This window comes from Pigmentiphaga litoralis (genome assembly GCF_014651835.1).
Classification (GTDB): domain Bacteria; phylum Pseudomonadota; class Gammaproteobacteria; order Burkholderiales; family Burkholderiaceae_B; genus Pigmentiphaga; species Pigmentiphaga litoralis.
In genome coordinates, this window is sequence record NZ_BMXQ01000003.1 from 351,407 (window position 1) to 369,124 (window position 17,718).

Here is a 17,718-nt window from a genome sequence, read left to right on the forward strand (position 1 = left end):
GGCTTGGCGGCCACGGCATGGGGGCCACGGCTTGCCGCCGCGCCCTGCGGTTTTACGGCCGGATCGCGGTCTTGAAGTAGGGGATCGGAATGCCGACGATACGCTCGATCGGCCCCGCCATGAGTCCCAGCGCCAGCCACAGTAGCAACATGCCCGCCAGCAGCGTAATCGCGAAACCCAACGCGAAAATATTCAGCTGCGGCGCGCTGCGCGAGACGAAGCCCAATGCGATGTTCAACGCCAGGACCGCGGCCAGCACCGGCAATGCAATCTGCACGCCCGCGGCAAACACGATGGTGCCCAGCCCTGCCAGCTTCATCCAGTCCAGGCCCGACAAGGGCGAGGGAGCAATGGGCAGCACCGTAAAGCTGTCGGCAAGCGTCATCAGCAAGGTCAGGTGCCCGTCGGTCGACAGGAACACCAGCATGGCGCACATCATCAGGAAGGTCGACAGCAGCGGCGACGGGGCATTGCGCTGCGGATCCAGGAACGACGCAAAGCCGAGCCCCATCTGCAGACCGATCAGGTCACCCGCCATTTCGAACGCGCCGAAAATGGCGCGCAAGCCAAAACCCATCGATACGCCGACGATGATCTGCTGGAACAGCAGCAGCAATCCCGTTGCCGAAAACGCATCGACCACCGGTGCCTGCGTCAGCGGCGCAACCAGAATCGTGATCAGCACCGCCAGGCCGATCTTGGCCCGCTGCGGCACGGCGCGATGGCCGAAAATCGGCGCCGTCTGGATCAGCGCAAGAATACGGATGAAAGGCCACAGCAGCGACGCGATCGCTGCCTGCACCTCGGCATCGGTAAAGCTGATCACGACGCGCCGCCTAGCCCAGCATGAACGGGATGTTGCCGAACAGACGCTTGATATAGTCGGTCATCATCGTGATCATCCACGGCCCCGCAATGACTGCCGTCATGAAGATGGCGATCAGCTTGGGCACGAAGGCCAGCGTCATCTCGTTGATCTGCGTCGCGGCCTGCAGCACGCTGATGACCAGGCCGACCGCCAGCGCCGCCAGCAGCAACGGTGCGGACAGATACAGGGCAACCATGATTGCGTCCTGAGCTAGGGTCAGGACGCCGGCGGAATTATTCATGACAAAATCGCTTTGAAGCAGGGCGGAAAACAGGGTGGCGAGGGTGCTCGGGAAGAGCGATGCGCGTGGGGACGGGCGCCGGCCCCCCTTGCGCCACCGGCATCACGTGGCAAAGCTCGCCACCAGGCTGCCGATCAACAGATTCCATCCGTCGGCCAGCACGAACAGCATCAGCTTGAACGGCAAGGAAATCAGCACGGGTGACAGCATCATCATGCCCATGGACATGAGCACGCTGGACACCACCAGGTCGATCACAAGAAAGGGAAGAAAGACCATGAAGCCGATCTGAAAGGCGGTCTTCAATTCGCTGGTGACAAACGCGGGCACGACCACGCGCAGCGGCAACTGCGCCGCCTCGGTCACGGGCTCGGTCCGCGACAGCCGGATGAACAGCGCCAGATCGGACTCGCGCGTCTGCTTCAGCATGAAATCCTTGAGCGGACCCTGTGCCTTGTCCAGCGCTTCCGGGAATCCCAGCTCGCCCCGCTCGAACGGCTGATAGGCGTCGACATACACCTTGTCGAGCGTGGGCGTCATGATGAAAAACGTCATGAACAGCGCCAGCCCGATCAACACCTGGTTGGGCGGCGAGCCTTGCAGACCCAGCGCACTGCGCAGCAACGACAGCACGATGATGATCCGCGTGAAGCCGGTCATCATCAGCAGCACGGCCGGCAGGAAAGTCAGCGCCGACAGGACCAGCAGCGTCTGCAACGACAGCGACCACGTCGTGCCACCACCGGGCGCCGAACTGCTGGTCAGCGCCGGAATCCCGGCTTGCTGAGCCAGGGCGGCTGCGGTGGGCAGCAGGGCAAGCGCGAGCGCCAGACCGAGCGCCCGCGTCAGACTGCTTCGAGCATTCATGATGACTTCTTGCGCATGCGATCAAGCAGCGCCGCAAAATTCGGGACGGGTGCGCCAGCGCCCGCACCAGCACCCGCACCAGGGCCATTGGCCGGCGTGGCGATGTCTCCGCGCGGCATGACGGCCAGGGGCCGCACGCTGCCGGCGGCCACGCCCGCAACGATCCACTGGTCGCCCACCTCGATCAGCACCACCCGCTCGCGCGGGCCGACCATCAGCTGTCCGCGCAACTGCATGGGCGCCTGGAATGCGCCCATCGGCCGCTGCAAGCGGCGAAAACACCAGGCGCATGCCAGAATCAGCGCCAGCACCAGGGCCAGCGCCAACACCGTCTGCAGCAAAGAAGAAGGACCCGGCACCACGATTACCGGTTCAGACGGCGCAGGCGCTCGGACGGCGTCACGATGTCGGTCAGGCGAATGCCGAACTTGTCGTTCACCACCACGACTTCGCCCTGGGCGATCAGGCAGCCGTTGACCATCACGTCCATCGGCTCACCCGCCAGGCCGTCGAGTTCGACGACCGAACCCTGCGCCAGTTGCAGGATCTGCTTGATCGGAATGCGCGTGCGGCCCAGTTCCACGGTCAACGTGACCGGGATGTCCATGATGATTTCGATGTCGTTGGGCGTCGGCGAACCGGCCGGCGCCGTGGACGCGAACTCCTCGAACAATTCGTCGGCCAGTCGTGCCGGCTCGGCGGCCGCCGCGGCTTGCGACTGCTCGGCCATCGCGGCCGCCCAGTCCATGTCCGCAGACGTGTCGATGTCGGGCGAATCGCTGCCCGGTGCTTCAGTTGCCATGTTCATCTCCGATGGTGTTATCCGCTTGCAAGGTCGCCAGGACCTTGCCGATACGCACCGCGTACTGCCCATTGCTCACGCCGACTTTGCAGTCGAAGATGGGGACGCCGTCGACGTAGGCGGGAATGGTGGGAGCGATGTCTACAGGAATGACATCGCCAACTTTCATGGACAGCAGATCGCGCAGCAGCAGGTCCGTCTCGGTCAGGTTCACGACCATTTCCACGTCGGCCAGCTGGATCTGCTTGGACAGCATGCGCAGCCAGCGTTTGTCAGGCTCCATCTGGTCGCCCTGGACCGGGCTGTACAGCGCGTCGCGAATGGGTTCGACCGATGCATACGGAAAGCAGACGTGCAGGTCGCCGCCCGACGAACCGAATTCGATCGAAAACGACGCGCAGACGACGATCTCGGACGGCGTCGCGATGTTGGCGAACTGCGTGTGCATTTCGGCGCGCTGGTATTCGAACTGCATGGGATGGACGGCGGCCCACGCCTTGGCGTACTCGTCGAGCACGACACCCAGCATCCGCTGGATGATGCGTTGTTCGGTCAACGTGAAGTCGCGGCCTTCGACACGCGTGTGATAGCGGCCATCGCCACCGAACAGGTTGTCGATCACCGAAAAGACCAGGCGCGGTTCGAATACGAACAGGGCGTTGCCGCGCAGGGGCTTGAGCGAAACGATGTTCAGGTTGGTCGGCACGACCAGATTGCGCAGGAACTCGCTGTACTTGACGAGCTTGACCGGTCCGACCGATACCTCGGGATTGCGGCGCATGAAGTTGAACAGCCCGGTGCGCAGCAGGCGGCCGAAACGGTCATGGATGATCTCGAGCGACGGCATGCGCCCGCGAACGATCCGCTCCTGCTTGGCAAGGTTGTACGGACGTATCCCGTCTTCCGGGATATCGTCAGTGGCCTTGTCCTCTTGTTCGCCGGTGACGCCACGCAGTAGCGCATCGACTTCGTCTTGTGAAAGAAATTCACCAGCCATGGCTGAGGCTCCGCGATGCCGAACGCAAGGAATGAGTCGAAAGGTGCACGCAAACCGCCGGCGTTACTGGATGACGAAGCTGGAGAAGTGCACGGCGAACACGTCGCCCCGGAACTCGGGGGCGATACGCGTGCGCGCGATGTCGAGGATCTGCTGGGCAAGCTTGCGCTTGCCGTCCAGCGTCAACAGCTCTTCCGCATTCTTGGCGGTGAGCATCAACAGGATGTCGCTGCGGACCGGCGGAACGACGACCTTGAGCGCGGTCTCAGCCTTGGAATCCTTGACCTCGACCATGACGGCGATCTGTGCGAACCGTTCGCGCTCGCGGTCTGCCAGGTTGGCCGTGAACATATCGAGCGCAGCAAACACATGCTTGGACGCGTCGGACCTTTCGGGCGTCTTCTTGGCTTGCGCGGCCTGCGCCTGGGGATCGGGTTCGTCGCCAAAGCTGTAGGCTTCGAGCTGCTTGTTCCGGATCAGGAAGAATGCCGCGGCCGCCGCAATGGCAACCAGAAGCAGGACCAGGCCAACGACGAGCAGCAGGGTCTTGCGGCGTTTTGGGGGAACAGTGGCCTCGGCCATGGAACGTCTCGCTGGGTAAGAATGACGCACCGAATGCAGGTGCGAGCTTGGATTATGGGATTGCCCGTCAGGGGCAATCCGTCGAACAGGTAACGAAACCCGGGGTTATCTCTTGGAACGGCTTATCAGGCGTACACGTTCAACAGACCGTTGTCGCGGCGGAGCGTGGCCGGCGTTGCGGCATCGCCTGCAAGGCCTGCTGCAGCGCCAGTTGTGGCGGCCGACGTCAGGTCAGCGGCTGCCGCATCGCTGTTGTTCTGCCGACGATCCCCGTTGCCGAAATCCGCCAGCATCTGCCGCTGTTGTTGTTCGCTTCCGACAGACGCATCACCCAGGGTCATGCCGCCTGCAGCCAGCGCGTCACGCAAGCCGCCTAGCGAGGCCTCGAGTGCCTGCCGTGTCTGCTCGTGGGCGCTGCCGAACATCACCGATGCCGTGTCGCCATCCATGCGGACATGGATGGTGATCGGGCCGAGCGCATCCGGCGTTACGCGCAGTTCGGCGTTCTGCAGGCCGTTGCCCGTCATCCAGCGCAGGGCCTCGTCCAGACGACCTTGCAGCGCTTGTCCATGCAGCGAGGCCGGTGCGCCCGGGACGCCCGGCGTATCGGTGCGGCTGCTTGCCGCGGTGGGGTGTGCGCCCACGCCATGCGTCGGCAGCGGCGTGCCCGCGGCGTCGGCCGCAGCAAGCGCTGCGGCGCTTGCGTCCGCGCTGCCCGATGCGCCGGGCGCGCCGGCGGCTCCCATCGCCCCGCCTGCCCCGCCGGACGCGGCATCGCCACCCAACGCGGCGCTGGCGGCTGCTACCGCAGACGCTGCCGCGTTCGCGACATTGGCTGCTGCCGTGGCGGCTGCTGCCACGGCGGCAAAGCCGGGAACCATGTCGGCGCCACGAAGCAGCGCGCCCGCCGCACCCTTGACCAGGCCGGTTGCCGCGTCGGTCGCGAGGTCTGCAACACCGCCCCAACCGTCCTTGGACGACGCGGTCACGCCATCGGCGCGCCGGCCCTGTCCGCCGGACACCATCGACGAGAGACGATCAAGCACATCGGCATCCGTGGCGGCCTGGCCGTTCAGACCTGCCAGCGACAGCACGCCATCGGCAGCCGTCGCCGACGGGTCGACCGGCTTGCCATCGAGGCCCGGCAGGGCCGTCGCGACGCCTGCGTTCATGGCCGCAGTCAACCCCGCAGGGCCACCTGTACCGGCTCCCCCCTGGCCGGGCACCGCGCCGGGAAACCCGGGATGGGCATGTCCCATCATCGCGGCAAACTGTGCGAGCCACTGAGCATCGCCCGGACCGGCCGGCGCATTGGCCGTCTCGGCCGGGGCGCCATCGTCTGCCGCGGCAGCACTGCGGTCCTTCGGTGCGGTCTCGCGGGCGCGCGCCGCCGCACGAGCCGCGGCGGCCTGCGATTGGGCCGCGCGGTCCATGGCCGCGTTGAAACTCTCGTCCTTGGTCGGCTGGGCGTTGCGAGACGGCGGCGGTGCAAACAGCGCGTTCCCGGCCGAGACCGGCGCGGATGCGTTGGACGCGCCGCTCACAGCGAGAACCCGCTGGCGGTGCCGTACGCCTTGCGGCTGGCGAACTCGTCGATCTGCTTCTGTATCTTCTTGGCTTCGGAAGACGACTTGCGATCCGTCTCGCGCTTGGCCAGGATCTCGAACGACTTCACCTTGCGTTCTTCTTCAAAGAAGGCGTCCCGGGTCTGCTGCAGCAAGCGGGCGCACCGGTCCACTTCCAGCCGTTGCTGCTCCACCGCTTCCGACAGTTGCTGGATGAAGCGCGAGTAGTTGCTGACACGCGTGCCATCGATGCCCGTGCCCGCCTGCGTGCGCATCCGCAGTTCGTAATCGGCGCGATAGCTTTCGATCAGGACCTGCCGTTCGCACGCATGCTTGTGTGCCGCGGCGCTTCGGGCGAAGTCCTGGGCGGCCTTGTTCTTGCGTTCGACGGCGAGTTCGATCAACGTGTGCAGGGTGGCGCTGGAAGCCATGATGCGTTTCTCTCTTGCGTGGGCCGGCTCAGGTCTGGCCGCCGAACTGGTCGGCGATCAGGGCGAGTTCCGCGCAGCTTTCGGGGTAGGGCGCTTGTGCCTGGATCCCTTGCTGCAAAAATTGACTGATGGTGCCGTGCGCGGCAATCGCACGGTCAAGCTCCGGATCGCTGCCCGGGATGTACGCGCCCACCTGGATCAGGTCGCGCGAACGCTGGTACCGCGAAAACAACTTCTTGATGGTGCGTGCGCCTTGCTGCTGGCGCGCGTCGACAATGTTGTGCATCGCCCGCGAAATCGACTGCTCGATGTCGATGGCCGGGTAGTGGCCGGTGTCGGCCAGCGCTCGGTCCAGCACGATGTGACCGTCCAGGATGGCTCGCGCCGAATCGGCGATCGGATCCTGCTGGTCATCGCCCTCGGTCAGCACCGTGTAGAACGCGGTGATCGAACCCTTGCCGTGCGTGCCATTGCCGGCGCGTTCGACCAGCGCGGGCAGCTTTGCAAACACCGACGGCGGATAGCCTTTGGTGGCCGGCGGCTCGCCGATGGCCAACGCGATTTCGCGCTGCGCCATCGCATAGCGCGTCAGCGAATCCATGATCAGCAGGACGTTCTTGCCTTCATCGCGAAAGTGCTCGGCCAGGACTGTGGCGTAGGCTGCGCCCTGCAGCCGCATCAGCGGAGCCGCATCGGCCGGGGCGGCCACCACCACGGATCGCGCCAGCCCTTCGGCGCCAAGAATATGGTCGATGAATTCCTTGACCTCGCGGCCCCGTTCGCCGATCAGGCCCACCACGGTCACATCGGCTTCGGTAAACCGCGCCATCATGCCCAGCAGCACGCTCTTGCCGACGCCCGACCCGGCGAACAGCCCCATCCGCTGGCCGCGGCCCACGGTCAACATCGCGTTGATCGCTCGCACGCCCACATCCAGCGGTCGCTCGATAGGCTGGCGTTCGATCGGATTGATCGATCGCGCCGCCAGGGGCGCGCGATGGGCGGAATGGATCGGGCCGAGCCGGTCCAACGGCCGACCGGCGCCGTCGACAACCCGGCCCAGCAGCGCTTCGCCAACGGGCAGATGCTTGGTCCGTTCCTCGGGCATGTCCGCATCGTTCGGGAAGGGCTCGCCTTCTCCGGCATAGACCGGCGCATGCCGCGCCACTTCCAGCGGCATTACCAGCGCGCCGGCGGTCAATCCATGCACTTCGGTCGACGGCATCAGGAAGACCCGCTCGCCGTTGAAACCCACGACTTCCGCTTCGGCTGCCAGCACGTCGTTCTGATAGATCAGGCAGGTGCTTCCCACCGCCAGCTTCAGGCCGACGGCCTCCATCACCAGGCCGGCGACGCGCGTGAGTCGGCCGTGCACGGCGAGCGGACTCGCGCGCTCCACCCGCTTCTGGCAGGAGGACAGGAAACGGCCTAGGCGAACCGCGGCGTCAGGCATCGTCCGCATCCTCGTCGTGGTCCTTGCCGTCCGCGTCGGTCACCCAGCGCGCGCGGGATCCCAGCGTCGCAACAACGCGCTTCCAGCGCGTTTCGACCGTGCCATCGACCGCCGACTGCTGGGTCGAGATACGGCAACCGCCCGCATCGATCCGGCTGTCTTCGATCAGCTTCCACTGACCCAGCGTCAGCTCTTCACCCAGGTGCGCACGGACCAACTGGATATCGTTAGGATTGAGCAACAGCTGCTTGCCGGTTTCTCCGCCAGTCAGCTGCGCAAAGGCATCACGCACCACCGACAGCACCACGTTGCTGTCCGTACTCAATTCGCGGCGCACCACCTGCCGCGCCACCGCCATCGTCAGTTCCAGCAGGGCCGGTGCCAGCGTGTGCTCGAACGTCTCGAAGACGGCGCCCGCGCTGTCGGCCAGGATCCGCAGCCGCTCCGTCTCGTCGTGCGCAGCAGAGGCGCCGCTGTCGTAGCCGGCGGCATAACCCTCGTCGAAGGCTTCCTTGCGGATGCGTTCCACTTCGGCCGGATCAACCGCTGGCTTGGGGGCAGGAACCGGAGCGGGCGCCGCGGCGGTCGGGCGCAGGGGCTCGACCGGGCGCGCCCGCGCAGCCAGAGCGTTGGCGGCCAACCGCTCCGCGGCGATCTTCTCGGCCAAGGTTTGCGGGCGGCGGCGATACTGGCCTTCCGAGCCGGCCGGGAAAGCTTTGAGTTTCCAGACGGGCAGGTCCTCGCCTTCGTCGGCCGACAGGATGCGCCCGCGATGCAGCAGCCGGTCAGACATACTGTTCTTCGCCTACGCCATCGATGACCAGATCGCCGGATTCGGCCAGGCGACGCGCCACCTTGAGGATTTCCTTCTGCTGCGCTTCGACTTCCGAAATGCGGGCAGGGCCGCGCGTTTCGAGGTCGTCGCGCAACTGCTGCGCCGCACGGGTCGGCATGCAGCGGAATATCTTGTCGCGCAGCTCGTTGCTGGCGCCCTTGAGCGCCATGACCAGCGAGTCGGGCGTGACTTCGCGCAGCAGCATCTGCATGCCGCGATCATCGGCCTCGAGCAGGTTGTCGAACGTGAACATCTCGTCGATGATGCGTTGGGCAAGCTCGGTATCCACCGATCGCACCGACGCAATGATCTGATTCTCGTTCGTCGTGCCGACGTAGTTGAGGATGTCGGCCGCGGTCTTGATGCCGCCCAGCTTGCGCCGCTTGATCTGTTCGTTGCCCGACAGCATCTTGAGCAACACGTCGTTCAGTTCGCGCAGGGCCGCCGGCTGGATACCGTCCAGCGTGGCAATGCGCAGCAGCACGTCCGAGCGCACGCGTTCGGTCAGATTGTTCAGCACTGCAGCAGACTGGTCGGGTTCCAGGTGCACCAGGATCGACGCGATGATCTGGGGATGCTCGTGGCGGATCAGTTCGGCCACGCCCGTAGGATCCATCCACTTCAGGCTTTCAATACCCGACGTATCGCCGGTGTGCAGAATGCGATCCAGCAGGAAGCCGGCCTTGTCCGTGCCCAGTGCACGATTGAGCACGTTGCGCAGGTAGGCGTCCGAATCCGTGCCGATGCCGGTGTGATCGCTGATGTCTTCTTCGAAGCGGGCCAGCACCGAGTCCATGTCTTCCCGGGCGATGCCCTGCATGCCTGCCATGGCCGTGCCGAGCTTCTGCACCTCGCGCGGCGCGAGGTACTTGAGCACAGCTGCGGCTTCCTCCTCGCCCAGCGAGAGCAGGAGGATGGCGCCGTCGGTCACACCTTGATCGACACTGGAGGAGGGGGTCAGCATGGCGATGATAGGGCTCGCTTGAAAAGTCGCGGAATCAGGGTGGCGGGCGTCATGGCGCGGACTGCGGGTCGTTCACCCACTGGCGGATCACGTTGGCGACCACTTGCGGGTTGTCGCGGGCAAAACGCCGCACGCGTTCGAGCGGATCTTCACCGGCCTCGACCTCGCCGGTCGCCCCGGCTTCGGGCGGCAGATTCAGGCCATAGTTCGGCACGACAGGCTCGGGCGGCGGGGGAGGCGCCGTCATCTGGCGCACCGCTGGGCGGATCACCCCCAGAATCAGGTACAGGACGGCAATCGCCACGATCAGGCCGATACCGATCTCGCGCGCCAGGCCGATCACTTCCGATTGCTGCCAGAACGCCACGTCTTCCGGCTTGTCGAGCGCGTTTTCGTTGAAGGGAATGTTGATGACAGACACCGAGTCGCGCCGATCGGGACTGAAGCCGACCGCGTCATTCACGAGCGCCTTGATCTGCGCCAGTTCCTCGGGGGACAAGGCGGAATTCTGTACAGCGCCATTGATCGTGCTGCTGCGGTGGTTCACCACTACGGCGGTGGAGATGCGGCGGATGCGGCCGACAGGTTCGCGCACATAGCGGACCGTTTTGTCGACTTCGTAGTTGGTGGTGTCGGCGCGCTTGATGCTCTCCGGCAGCGGCGCATTCGGACGGGCAGGCGTGGCCGTGGGGTTGGTGGCCGCATTGCCCGTGATGGGCGCCGTGGCGACACCCGGAGGCGTGTTCGACAGCGAGCCCGGCACGCCGCCGTTCTGGACTGGCACCGGGTCATGGGATTCGGAGGACTGCCGGCTGCGGATCGCCGCCTGAGTTGCGTCGGTATTGGGTTTGTAGATCTCGTCCGTCTGCTCGGCGCGGCTGAAGTCCAGGTCGATCGCGACCTGTGCCCGCACGTTCTGTGCACCGACGATCGGCGTGAGCAGGTCGGCAATGCGCCGGGTGTACTGCTGCTCCATCGCGCGCAGGTATTCCATCTGGCTGGAGTCGAGGCCGGAGCCGGTCATTTCGCCGGACGAAAGCAGGGCGCCCGTCTGGTCCACCACGCTGACGGCGCTGGTTGCCATTTCCGGCACCGATGACGCCACCAGATGCACGATGCCGGCAACCTGCGCGCGTTCCAGCAGCCGGCCTGGATACATCTGCACCAGCACCGAGGCTGTCGGGCGGTTCTGCTCGCGGATGAAGATGCTCGGTTTGGGGATGGCCAGGTGGACACGCGCCGACTTCACCGATCCCAGGCTTTGAATCGAGCGCGACAGCTCGCCTTCCAGCGCGCGCTGGTAGTTGACCTGTTCCTGGAATTGCGTGAGACCCATGCGGCTGTTGTCCATCAGCTCGAAGCCGACGTTGCCGGCGCGGGGCAGGCCCTGCGACGCGAGGCCAAGGCGGATTTCATGCACGCGTTCCGGCGGCACCATGATGGCGCTGCCGTTGTCGGTCATCTTGTAGGGAATCTTCTGGGCCTGCAGCGCTGTCAGGATGGCACCGCCGTCCTGGTCGGACAGACCGCTGAACAACACGCGATAGGCGGGCTCCCGCGTCCAGAGCAACGTTGCGGCAATGATCGCGACCAGCAGCGGGATCCCGATCAGCAATGCCATCCGGTTGCGATTCGACAGGCGGCCCAGGGCCTCCTGAAAGGGGTTCGTCCGCACCGGCGAGGGAGCGTTGAGAGGGGGGTCGAGAGCGTCTGCCATGAGTGATGCGGAAATGCCTGGGTAGCTGTGCGGATGCCTGGAATGCCTGTGCCGGATGGCGCGCAGGCACGGGCGCTGACCCATTCCTGAATACATGCATTACATGATGCAAATTGTCACAAGCAAGTGTCGAATAGACGCAGGATTACCCCCCACTTCTCCTGCTCTTCCCCCAAGGGCGCCGCTTATCATTGCCGCATCTTTCCACCGCCGGGCATCCACCATGGACCGCATCCAGAACGTCTTGTCCTCCACGCTTGCCGCATCGGAAGGCGCGTCCACCGGCATGGCGCGGGCCGCGCAAATGCTTGGCCGCCCCGACGCCCTGATCGGCGGCGGCGCTGCAGAAGGCCCCGCGCCCAGCTTCTCGAACATCCTGTCCAGCGCGATCCAGTCAGTCGCCTCGGCGCAGACCGACTCCAAGGTGTTGCAAACGGGCTACCAGATGGGCGACCCGGAAGTCGGCCTTGAACAGACCATGATCGCCATGAACAAGGCGAGCCTCTCGTTCCAGATGCTTACCCAGGCACGCAACAAGGTCGTCCAGGCTTATACCGACGTCATGAACATGCCCGTGTAAACGTGGCAACCGCGCCACGTTTGTGGATGTTGCTCGCGCGGCACAACCGCGGCACAACATGTGATGCGCGCTTTGCTGTTGATTTCCTGCTTACATGACCTCCCTCGCCGCCAACTCTGTTGCTGCCTCACCACGCGATTGCGCGGGCGGCGTCACCTTGTATCGATATCACCTGTCGGGGCACTCGCACCGCGTCCAACTATTCCTGTCGCTGCTCGACGTGCCCTGCCGCATCGTCGACATCGACCTGTTCAAGGGTGAGCATCGGCAGGCCGATTTCCTCGCCCTGAATCCGTTCGGCCAAGTGCCGGTACTGATAGACGACGGTGTCGTCCTTGCCGACTCCAGTGCGATCCTGGTGTATCTGGCCAGCCGGTACGCCACGGGGTCGACGTGGTATCCCGGCGACGCCATCACGCGGGGCCGCATCCAGCGCTGGCTGTCTGTGGCTGCCGGACCACTCCTTGCCGGGCCGGCAATGGCCAGGCGGATCCGCTTGGTCGGCCTGGACCAGGACCCGACCGCCGCGGTTGCCGCCGCACACCAACTTCTGGCGGTCCTTGAACATCAATTGAAGGCGTGGCCGTTTCTCGCAGGCGACAACGTCAGCATCGCCGACATTGCGTTGTATACCTATGTGGCGCAATCACCGGAAGGCGGCGTGATGCTGGATGGTTATCCGTCGGTCGTTGCGTGGTTGCGACAGATCGAGGCGTTGCCTGGCTTTGTGGCGATGGCAGGCGCCGTGCACGCTTAGGTTGCTGCGCAGGTGCAAGGGGGCCGACACGGCGTCCGGACTGGAAAACAACGTCAGCAGGGATCCAGTGGCCTGTGCCCGCCTACGGGTTCAGGGTTCAGCGCGATCGAATAAGTGTGACCGGATCAGCCTGACCGGATCAGCGTGACCGGATCAACGGGGCGGACGTCCGACTGAGGACGTCGGAGTCGTGCTGTCAGCGCCATGCGCGGTCGAATTTGCCCGGTTGGCGCCTGCCGCAGCGCCGACGGGATTGCCCACCGGCAGGTCGCCAGCCACCCGCGCGCCCGCGCGCTCATCCTGCCGGTACACCCACGCCAGGACTTCGGCCACGGCCACATACAGCGATGGAGGAATGCGTGCGTCCAGATCCACTTTCATCAGCAGATCGATCAGTTCCCGCGAGCTGTGCACGAACACGCCGGCGTCACGCGCCTGTTTGAGTATTGCGTCGGCCACCAGCCCGCTGCCTTTGGCCACGACCACCGGCGTCTTGCGTTCGCGCTCATAGCGCAACGCGACGGCCAGGTGGCGTTTGGGATCGGCCGTGTTCTCGCCCTCGAGCGGCGGGCCGTTGCCCAGGCCATGCGACGTCTCGTGCGGCACGCTCATGACCGCTCCACCGTCGAGCGGCCCGCTGGCGCGACGTTCAGGCCTGTCATCTGCAGCCCGCGCGCATCGAGCGAGGTCTGGAGTTCGGCCGAGGTCGACGTCAATGCCGCCTGCAGGTCGCGCAGGGCCTGGCCTTTGGTGGTCTTTCCGTCAGGGCGCACGGTCACATTGGCCTGAGTGCCCGCCAGCGCCACGTCCAGCTCAAGCTTGCCAAGGTTCGGGGCGTCAATCTGAATCTTGACCCGCCAGGACAAGGGGATGTCATCGGAACGAGGGCCGTTGTCGTCGGGTTCGATTTCCAGCGAGAACGGTCGCCCTTCCCACGAACCCAGCAATCCCATGCGTCCGGTTTCGAGCAGGGCAATCTGATCCTGCACAATGGGCCGCACATCCGCCGGAATCGCGCCCAGCGCTGCCTGCAAGCCCTTGGCCGCGCTTTGTTCCGGCGTGGATGGCACCGGCGTCATGTCGGTCGTCTTGCCCGCGGCATCCGGCTTGGCAGGTAAGCCCGGCGACAGCGCTGCTTGCGGCTCGGCGCGCAATGCATCCAGCGAGCGCCGGCCTTCCTGCCATTCCTGCAGATGCGATTCGTAGAACAGGCCGGAATGTTCCACGGCGTGCTGGATCTTCTGCGCCGACGCCGTGGTATCAGTCTGTCGATCAAGCGCCAACGGGGCAAGCGGGACGAGCCGCTGTGGGCTGTCCGGCGCCGATGCCAGGGCGGACAGCAACCGCGCGGATCCGCTTAGTTGAACGTTGACCTCGCTCGACGCTGTCTTGAGTTCGGCCAATGCGGGCAGGGTCACCGGCGCAATGCCGACCCGCCGGATGCCAGTGACGGGATCGATATCGGGCGCGCCCGCCATGTCGCCGGCAGCGCCACCAGCGCCGGCCGCCGCCGGGTCGCCAGACGGTGCACCCCCACGCACTCGCGCCGTCGCGGGGCCGCCCTGGGCGAACTCGCGGGAGTCCAGCAGCCGCAGAATGACGTTCGCCCCTTCCGCAAGCGCCTGGCGCGTGTTGATCAGATAGGACTTTCCGCCGATGTCGACCAGCGCTTCAGACTCGCTGTTGGCCTGCAGCACCGTCGCACGCACCAGGCCCGCCGGTTGTGACGCCGGGGGTGTCCGGCCCGATGACACGTCCACCGGGCTGCCCTTGCCGCCTGGGCCGCTGGCAAGCTTGGCAAGGATCGCCTCACGGGCGTCCTCGCGATACCGTTCCCACGACTGGACCGACGTGGCAGGACTGACCGGCCGCGCGCTGCGCGCGTCAGTTACCACAGTCGTCTCGCGAAATGTCGCGCCATCGGCAGCCTGTCAATAAAAGGGAAGGGGTTCAACGGAAGGAATGCGTTCGCATCCGTCCATGGGCGGGTCTGAGGATTCTATCGAGTTCTGCGAGCCGTGGCTGCGCCAGTCCACGGATTGCGGCATCGTCAGCCAGCACCTTGCGCACCAACCGCATGCATTCGAGTCGTTCTGCCTCGTCGATCGGAACGAGTTTGGCGTGCTTCAGGAAGTCGATCAGCTGCCCGCAGGACTGCTCGCCGGCCGTCACGGCGTCCCAATCGCCTCGTTCGGCGGCGTCCAGCATGGCTGAACTGATTTCGGCAAATCCCTCGTAAACGGACTGGAGGGTCGTCTCGGAGCCCCTTGGCGGGGTGTCGGGCGCTGCGGCGTGCACTGCGAGATTGGGCGACATAAAGGACCTGGAAAAGGACCATGAGAGGCGAGCGAGCGCCGTAGTGGGTAAGCGCGAGCCGGGATAAAGGGGCAAGGAACCGGTAGTTCGGATACTGTGCGGTCCGTCGTATCGACGTTCTGCGGGTCAGCAGGACGTCAACGACTGTCCGTGGCCGCCATTACGAAAAAGACCGTACGCATATCCGCGTAAGGAGCGTCGCGCGAACTGCTCCCCCAGGGTGGCCTGCGTGCGAAGGAATTACGCTGCTGCGTGCGCGCCGGGCTCGATGGCTACCCAACTGCTGCGCAAGCCATCGATCATGTCCGCGATCTCTTCAAGGGGAGCCGCATCGTTGTCGGTGCTGCCCTGCAGAATGCGTCGGCACATGTAGTCGTACAGGCGGTCCAGCTGAAGGGCAAGGTCTCCGCCAGACTTGTGGTCGAGGCTGGCGCGCAGGCCTTCATCAATGATGCGCGCGGCGCGCGACACCGCTTTGGCACGACCGATGGGATCGTTCGCGGTGATGCAGCCGATGGCCAGACGGAGGGACTCGAGAGCCCCGTCGTACAGCATCAGAATCAGTTCGTGTGGCGTGGATACCGATACCCCGGTCTCGACCCCGACGCTGGCATACGCCCGCGCGCCAAAATTTGCGAATCCCGACAAAGTGATCTCCTGCGCGAGGATGCCAGTCGGAGTCGGAAGGCCCGACCCTTGCACCGTATCGCGTTACAAGGGTATTAACGGCTGGACACAAATATCCTAAAGGAGGAAATGAGGGGATTAATCCTGCCGTTTCCGGCTTTGACGCGTCAGCCGTTCCGCATCGACGCCAGGGACTCCAGCTGCTGGGTCAGGAAGTTCTGAGTGCCTTGCATGCCGGTCACGAGCTTGTCCAGCGCGGCGAAACGGGCGCGATAGCCAGCCTCGATCTGCACAAGGCGATCTTCCAGGGCCTTCTGCTGGGACTGGAGCGCCTTGGTGGTGACCCCAAGACCGTCGACGCGTGTCTGGATCGACCCGGTCTTGTCGACCATCGTATTGATGGCGTCGACGAACCGCTTGGACAAGCCGACCGATCCCGCGCCGTTGGGCTCGTCAGCAAAGAGGTTGGCCACGCCGGCCGGATCGGCCGCCATGGCTTTGTCGAACATGGCGGCGTCGAGCTTGAGCGTGCCATCTTTCTGAAACGCGACCCCCAGGGAGCCAAACGACGTATACGGACCGGTAGCCCCCGCGACCGGCGCGAATAGTTGCTCACGCAGCTTCGCTGTCACATCGCGCACAATGCTGTCGCCAGCAAGAGGACCGTTGCTCGACGACGTGGTGCCTGCTGTGGGACTTGGGTTGTTGACGGACAGCTGCTTGGCCGTGTTCAGGAGGGCGTTATACGCCGTGACCATGCCTTGCACCGATGACTTGACGCTTGCCAGGTCCTGGGACACCGTGACTTTGGTCGTGCCTGTCTTTGTCAGCGTCAAGGTCAGCCCGTCGATGGCATCGCTGACGATATTGTCGGGCTTCGTGATTGCCAGTCCATCGAGAAGGATCTTGGCGTCGCCTGCGGCCTGCAGCCGTGCCATCCCGGTTGCTGCCGACCCTTGCGAATAATTGGGGGCAGAGCTCGGGTTGTAGTCGAACATGGACAGCGAGGCGTCCGCGGGGGTGGTGCCGTCGGGCAGTCCCTGGATCTGGAAAGACTTTTCGGCGCCGGTGCGGCTGCTGCTGAAGACCAGGCGCGAGCCATTGCCGTCATTGACGAGGCTGGCCGTAATGCCGGTGCCGGCCTTGTTGATCGCGTCACGCACGCCCGACAGCGAGTTGTTCTCGCTGGTAATGGTGACCGTTTGAGTAGGCAGATCGGCGTCGGCGCTGAACGTGCCGTTCGTGGCCTTGCCGAAGGTGAACGACAGCTGACCGGTCGTCACCTTGGCGTCGGCTGACGCCAGCGAGCCGCTCACGGCCTTTTCCTGCTGCGCAAGCTGAAGCACTTCAAGCGATACGGAACCTTTGGCTGCCTTGTTCGTGGCCGTGACGGTGGCAACGTCCTTTTCGGACACCGTGGCGGCGCCACTGTTGAAATTGCTGTCCGTCAGCTTGAGCAACGCTTCGCGAAGCGATGTCATCGAGCCGCTGAGTTGGCCGAGCGCCGACACCTTGGCAGTGGTCGACGCCTCTTTCGCCTGCAGCTTCCTGAGCGGGATGGCCTCCGCGTTCATCAGGTTGGTGACCAGAGTTTCGAGGGGCAGGCCTGAGCCGGTCCCCAAATTGACGCCTACGGTTGCCATGGTGAATTCCTTGCGTTTCGGTTGCCGTCGATTGCGTTCAAGCCTTGCCCTGCAGCAGCAGGCCCTGGAGCTTGTCGAGCGACCGGCTGATTTCCAGTGCTTCGACCGACGGAATCTGGCGGATCACGTCTTGCGTCGTGGTGTCGACGATCTTGACGACAACGGTGCCGTTGTCTTCGTCGATCGAAAACAGAAGGTTGTTTGCCGCCATCGGTATGTACTGATTGAACGTGTCGACTACGTCTTGCAGCTTTTCAACATCGGGTATTTGAGACGTGACCGGCAGTGCCAGTTCGGGCACAGCGTTCGGCGGCTGCAGGGCCACGGCATCGGCCGCCGCCGGCCGGCTGGTGCCGGCAACACGATTATCGACTGGGTATCCAACAGGATTGATGCTCATGTGTGCTCCGGTGCGTTGTCGTCGCGTCGGGCCTGTTCAGATAGCCCCATCGTCGTCCATGTTTGATTAACGG

The 17,718-nt window shown here is 64.7% G+C and carries 21 protein-coding genes; 2 read left to right on the forward strand and 19 right to left on the reverse strand.

Annotated elements, in window-relative coordinates:
* Positions 1 to 52 precede the first annotated feature (52 nt).
* The 13 genes from fliR to fliF form a co-directional block, all read right to left on the reverse strand.
* The gene (gene fliR, locus IE116_RS24650) at positions 53 to 826 is read right to left on the reverse strand and encodes a flagellar biosynthetic protein FliR (protein WP_189616412.1); all 774 of its coding nucleotides are present in this window, start codon (positions 824 to 826) and stop codon (positions 53 to 55) included.
* A gap of 10 nt (positions 827 to 836) precedes the next feature.
* Positions 837 to 1,109: a flagellar biosynthesis protein FliQ gene (fliQ, locus tag IE116_RS24655; RefSeq protein ID WP_189616415.1), complete on the reverse strand. Its 273-nt coding sequence runs from the start codon at positions 1,107 to 1,109 to the stop codon at positions 837 to 839.
* A 102-nt stretch (positions 1,110 to 1,211) separates the two neighbouring features.
* Positions 1,212 to 1,976 (reverse strand): flagellar type III secretion system pore protein FliP, encoded by a 765-nt coding sequence (fliP, locus tag IE116_RS24660; protein WP_308428273.1) that lies wholly within the window; start codon positions 1,974 to 1,976, stop codon positions 1,212 to 1,214.
* Complete coding sequence (gene fliO / locus IE116_RS24665; RefSeq protein WP_189616416.1) at positions 1,973 to 2,335, reverse strand: flagellar biosynthetic protein FliO; 363 nt, start codon at positions 2,333 to 2,335, stop codon at positions 1,973 to 1,975. The genes fliP and fliO overlap by 4 nt, the downstream gene beginning before the upstream one ends.
* Before the next feature lie 5 nt (positions 2,336 to 2,340).
* Entirely contained in the window at positions 2,341 to 2,778 is a 438-nt protein-coding gene (gene fliN, locus IE116_RS24670) for a flagellar motor switch protein FliN (protein WP_229828889.1), read from the reverse strand.
* Positions 2,768 to 3,775, reverse strand: a complete 1,008-nt coding sequence (gene fliM, locus IE116_RS24675) for a flagellar motor switch protein FliM (RefSeq protein ID WP_189616421.1) — start codon at positions 3,773 to 3,775, stop codon at positions 2,768 to 2,770. The genes fliN and fliM overlap by 11 nt, the downstream gene beginning before the upstream one ends.
* 63 nt (positions 3,776 to 3,838) lie before the next feature.
* On the reverse strand, positions 3,839 to 4,357 hold the full coding sequence (locus IE116_RS24680) for a flagellar basal body-associated FliL family protein (protein ID WP_189616424.1): 519 nt from the start codon (positions 4,355 to 4,357) through the stop codon (positions 3,839 to 3,841).
* 125 nt (positions 4,358 to 4,482) lie between these two features.
* Positions 4,483 to 5,901, reverse strand: coding sequence for a flagellar hook-length control protein FliK (locus tag IE116_RS24685; protein ID WP_189616426.1), 1,419 nt, complete (start codon positions 5,899 to 5,901; stop codon positions 4,483 to 4,485).
* Positions 5,898 to 6,353 (reverse strand): flagellar export protein FliJ, encoded by a 456-nt coding sequence (fliJ, locus tag IE116_RS24690; protein ID WP_189616428.1) that lies wholly within the window; start codon positions 6,351 to 6,353, stop codon positions 5,898 to 5,900. Before fliJ ends, IE116_RS24685 begins: the two co-directional genes overlap by 4 nt.
* A 28-nt stretch (positions 6,354 to 6,381) precedes the next feature.
* Positions 6,382 to 7,806 carry a flagellar protein export ATPase FliI gene (fliI, locus tag IE116_RS24695; RefSeq protein WP_189616430.1) on the reverse strand — a complete coding sequence of 475 codons (1,425 nt, stop codon included), beginning with the start codon at positions 7,804 to 7,806 and terminating at the stop codon, positions 6,382 to 6,384.
* Positions 7,799 to 8,599 (reverse strand): flagellar assembly protein FliH, encoded by an 801-nt coding sequence (locus tag IE116_RS24700; protein WP_189616433.1) that lies wholly within the window; start codon positions 8,597 to 8,599, stop codon positions 7,799 to 7,801. The genes fliI and IE116_RS24700 overlap by 8 nt, the downstream gene beginning before the upstream one ends.
* Entirely contained in the window at positions 8,592 to 9,605 is a 1,014-nt protein-coding gene (gene fliG, locus IE116_RS24705) for a flagellar motor switch protein FliG (RefSeq protein ID WP_189616435.1), read from the reverse strand. The genes IE116_RS24700 and fliG overlap by 8 nt, the downstream gene beginning before the upstream one ends.
* A 49-nt stretch (positions 9,606 to 9,654) precedes the next feature.
* Complete coding sequence (fliF, locus tag IE116_RS24710) at positions 9,655 to 11,322, reverse strand: flagellar basal-body MS-ring/collar protein FliF (RefSeq protein WP_189616437.1); 1,668 nt, start codon at positions 11,320 to 11,322, stop codon at positions 9,655 to 9,657.
* A 223-nt stretch (positions 11,323 to 11,545) separates the two neighbouring features.
* On the opposite strand from fliF, the gene fliE reads away from it, so the two are divergent.
* Together fliE and IE116_RS24720 are read left to right on the forward strand one after the other, a co-directional pair.
* Complete coding sequence (fliE, locus tag IE116_RS24715; protein ID WP_189616439.1) at positions 11,546 to 11,902, forward strand: flagellar hook-basal body complex protein FliE; 357 nt, start codon at positions 11,546 to 11,548, stop codon at positions 11,900 to 11,902.
* Between the two features lie 94 nt (positions 11,903 to 11,996).
* A complete protein-coding gene (locus tag IE116_RS24720) occupies positions 11,997 to 12,659 on the forward strand; it encodes a glutathione S-transferase family protein (RefSeq protein WP_189616441.1) in 663 nt (220 codons plus the stop codon).
* Between the two features lie 153 nt (positions 12,660 to 12,812).
* Here the strand turns inward: IE116_RS24720 and IE116_RS24725 are convergent, their stop codons facing one another.
* The 6 genes from IE116_RS24725 to IE116_RS24750 form a co-directional block, all read right to left on the reverse strand.
* Positions 12,813 to 13,271 (reverse strand): EscU/YscU/HrcU family type III secretion system export apparatus switch protein, encoded by a 459-nt coding sequence (locus IE116_RS24725; protein ID WP_189616443.1) that lies wholly within the window; start codon positions 13,269 to 13,271, stop codon positions 12,813 to 12,815.
* The gene (fliK, locus tag IE116_RS24730) at positions 13,268 to 14,554 is read right to left on the reverse strand and encodes a flagellar hook-length control protein FliK (RefSeq protein WP_189616445.1); all 1,287 of its coding nucleotides are present in this window, start codon (positions 14,552 to 14,554) and stop codon (positions 13,268 to 13,270) included. The genes IE116_RS24725 and fliK overlap by 4 nt, the downstream gene beginning before the upstream one ends.
* Positions 14,555 to 14,609: 55 nt before the next feature.
* Positions 14,610 to 14,975 carry a flagellar protein FliT gene (locus tag IE116_RS24735; RefSeq protein ID WP_189616447.1) on the reverse strand — a complete coding sequence of 122 codons (366 nt, stop codon included), beginning with the start codon at positions 14,973 to 14,975 and terminating at the stop codon, positions 14,610 to 14,612.
* Positions 14,976 to 15,215: 240 nt separating this feature from the next.
* On the reverse strand, positions 15,216 to 15,623 hold the full coding sequence (gene fliS / locus IE116_RS24740; RefSeq protein ID WP_189616449.1) for a flagellar export chaperone FliS: 408 nt from the start codon (positions 15,621 to 15,623) through the stop codon (positions 15,216 to 15,218).
* Between the two features lie 146 nt (positions 15,624 to 15,769).
* On the reverse strand, positions 15,770 to 17,245 hold the full coding sequence (fliD, locus tag IE116_RS24745) for a flagellar filament capping protein FliD (RefSeq protein WP_189616451.1): 1,476 nt from the start codon (positions 17,243 to 17,245) through the stop codon (positions 15,770 to 15,772).
* A gap of 37 nt (positions 17,246 to 17,282) precedes the next feature.
* Positions 17,283 to 17,645, reverse strand: coding sequence for a flagellar protein FlaG (locus tag IE116_RS24750; RefSeq protein ID WP_189616453.1), 363 nt, complete (start codon positions 17,643 to 17,645; stop codon positions 17,283 to 17,285).
* Between the last annotated feature and the right edge of the window lie 73 nt (positions 17,646 to 17,718).